This window comes from Pseudomonas sp. HMWF006 (assembly GCF_003061205.1).
Taxonomy (GTDB): domain Bacteria; phylum Pseudomonadota; class Gammaproteobacteria; order Pseudomonadales; family Pseudomonadaceae; genus Aquipseudomonas; species Aquipseudomonas monsensis.
Genome location: NZ_QAIU01000426.1, coordinates 1 through 2,315 on the forward strand (window position 1 = coordinate 1; position 2,315 = coordinate 2,315).

General features: G+C 63.8%; 3 protein-coding genes. All 3 read left to right on the forward strand.

Annotated features, from left to right (window positions below):
• Positions 1-225, forward strand: a 225-nt coding sequence (locus DBR24_RS17890) for a carboxyl transferase domain-containing protein (RefSeq protein WP_305889064.1), incomplete at its 5' end; no start/stop codon positions are given.
• 13 nt (positions 226-238) lie between these two features.
• Positions 239-1,048 (forward strand): gamma-carboxygeranoyl-CoA hydratase, encoded by an 810-nt coding sequence (locus DBR24_RS17895; RefSeq protein WP_128615417.1) that lies wholly within the window; start codon positions 239-241, stop codon positions 1,046-1,048.
• The coding region (locus tag DBR24_RS17900) for an acetyl/propionyl/methylcrotonyl-CoA carboxylase subunit alpha (protein ID WP_371921312.1) at positions 1,048-2,315 on the forward strand (1,268 nt) is incomplete at its 3' end. The genes DBR24_RS17895 and DBR24_RS17900, both read left to right, overlap by 1 nt.

Genomic DNA, 2,315 nt, shown 5'->3' on the forward strand with positions numbered 1-2,315 from the left:
GCCGAACGCAGCGGTCAGGGCTTCAGCGCCGAACAGGAAGCCGAGATCAAGCAACCGATCCTCGACCAGTACGAAGAGCAGGGTCACCCCTATTACTCCAGCGCACGGCTGTGGGACGACGGCGTCATCGACCCGGCGCAGACCCGCGATGTGCTGGCCCTGGCCTTGTCCGCGTCGCTGAACGCGCCTATCGAACCGAGCCGCTTCGGCGTGTTCCGGATGTGATCGGGAGAATCTCATGAGTGATTTCAACACCCTGGAACTGCAGCGCGACCCAAGAGGCTTCGCCACCCTGTGGCTCAACCGCGCCGAAAAGAACAACGCCTTCAATGCCGAGATGATCCGTGAGCTGATCCTGGCGCTGGACAAGGTCGCCAGCGATGCCAGCCTGCGCTTTCTGTTGGTACGCGGGCGTGGCAAACACTTCAGTGCCGGTGCCGATCTGGCGTGGATGCAGCAGTCGGCCGAACTCGATTACCACACCAACCTCGACGACGCCCGGGAACTGGCAGAGTTGATGTACAACCTGGCCAAACTGAAGATCCCCACCGTGGCCGTGGTGCAAGGTGCGGCATTCGGCGGCGCGCTGGGCCTGATCAGTTGCTGCGACATGGCAATTGGCACCGATGACGCGCAATTCTGCCTGTCGGAAGTGCGCATCGGTCTGGCGCCGGCAGTGATCAGTCCGTTCGTGGTGCAGGCCATCGGCGAACGTGCTGCGCGTCGATACGCGTTGACCGCCGAGCGTTTTGGCGGGCAGCGGGCACGCGAAATCGGCTTGCTGTCCGAGAGCTACCCGGCTGCCGAGCTTGATCAGGCCGTCGAGCAATGGATCGACAACCTGCTGCTCAACAGCCCCGCCGCGATGCGCGCCAGCAAGGATTTGCTGCGTGAGGTCGGCAACGGCGCACTGACTCCGGCGCTGCGGCGCTACACCGAAAACGCCATCGCCCGGATCCGCGTCAGCCCGGAAGGCCAGGAGGGCTTGCGTGCCTTTCTGCAAAAACGTCCGCCGAGCTGGCAAGCCATCACCAAGGAGTCGCGTTGATGAACGCACCTGTTATCACTACCCTGCTGGTGGCCAACCGCGGCGAAATCGCTTGCCGGGTCATGCGTACCGCCAAGGCGCTGGGCCTGACCACCGTGGCGGTGCACAGCGCCACCGACCGTGAGGCGCGGCACAGCCGCGAAGCCGATATCCGGGTCGATCTGGGTGGCAGCAAAGCTGCCGAGAGCTATCTGCAGATCGACAAACTGATCGCCGCGGCCAAGGCCAGCGGCGCCCAGGCGATTCATCCGGGTTATGGCTTTCTCTCGGAGAACGCCGGGTTCGCTCGCGCCATCGAAGCGGCCGGGTTGATTTTCCTCGGCCCGCCCGCCGCAGCCATTGACGCCATGGGCAGCAAGTCTGCCGCCAAGGCCTTGATGGAAACCGCCGGCGTGCCGCTGGTGCCCGGCTATCACGGCGAGGCGCAGGATCTGGACACCTTCCGCGAGGCCTGCGAGCGCATCGGTTATCCGGTGTTGCTCAAAGCCACCGCGGGCGGCGGCGGCAAAGGCATGAAAGTAGTCGAGGACGTCAGCCAGTTGGCCGAAGCCCTCGCCTCGGCCCAGCGTGAGGCGCAGTCATCGTTCGGCGATTCGCGGATGCTGGTGGAGAAATACCTGCTCAAGCCGCGTCACGTGGAAATCCAGGTGTTTGCCGATCAGCATGGCCACTGCCTGTATCTCAACGAGCGCGATTGCTCGATTCAGCGTCGGCATCAGAAAGTCGTCGAGGAAGCGCCGGCACCGGGGCTGTCGCCGCAACTGCGCCGCGCCATGGGTGAAGCGGCAGTGCGTTCGGCCCAGGCGATCGGCTATGTCGGCGCCGGCACGGTGGAGTTCCTGCTGGATGCACGCGGCGAATTCTTCTTTATGGAGATGAATACGCGGCTGCAGGTCGAGCACCCGGTGACGGAAGCCATCACCGGTCTGGACCTGGTGGCCTGGCAGATTCGCGTGGCCCGTGGTGAAGCGTTACCGATGACTCAGGATCAAGTGCCGCTCAATGGCCACGCGATTGAAGTCCGGTTGTATGCCGAGGATCCGGCAAATGATTTTCTGCCGGCGACCGGGCGTCTGGCGCTGTATCGCGAGTCGGCGCAAGGGCCGGGGCGACGGGTGGACAGCGGCGTTGAGGAAGGGGACGAGATTTCACCGTTCTATGACCCGATGCTCGGCAAATTGATTGCCTGGGGCGAGGACCGTGAACAGGCGCGTCTGCGGTTGTTGAGCATGCTCGATGAGTTCGCGATTGGCGGGCTGAAGACCAA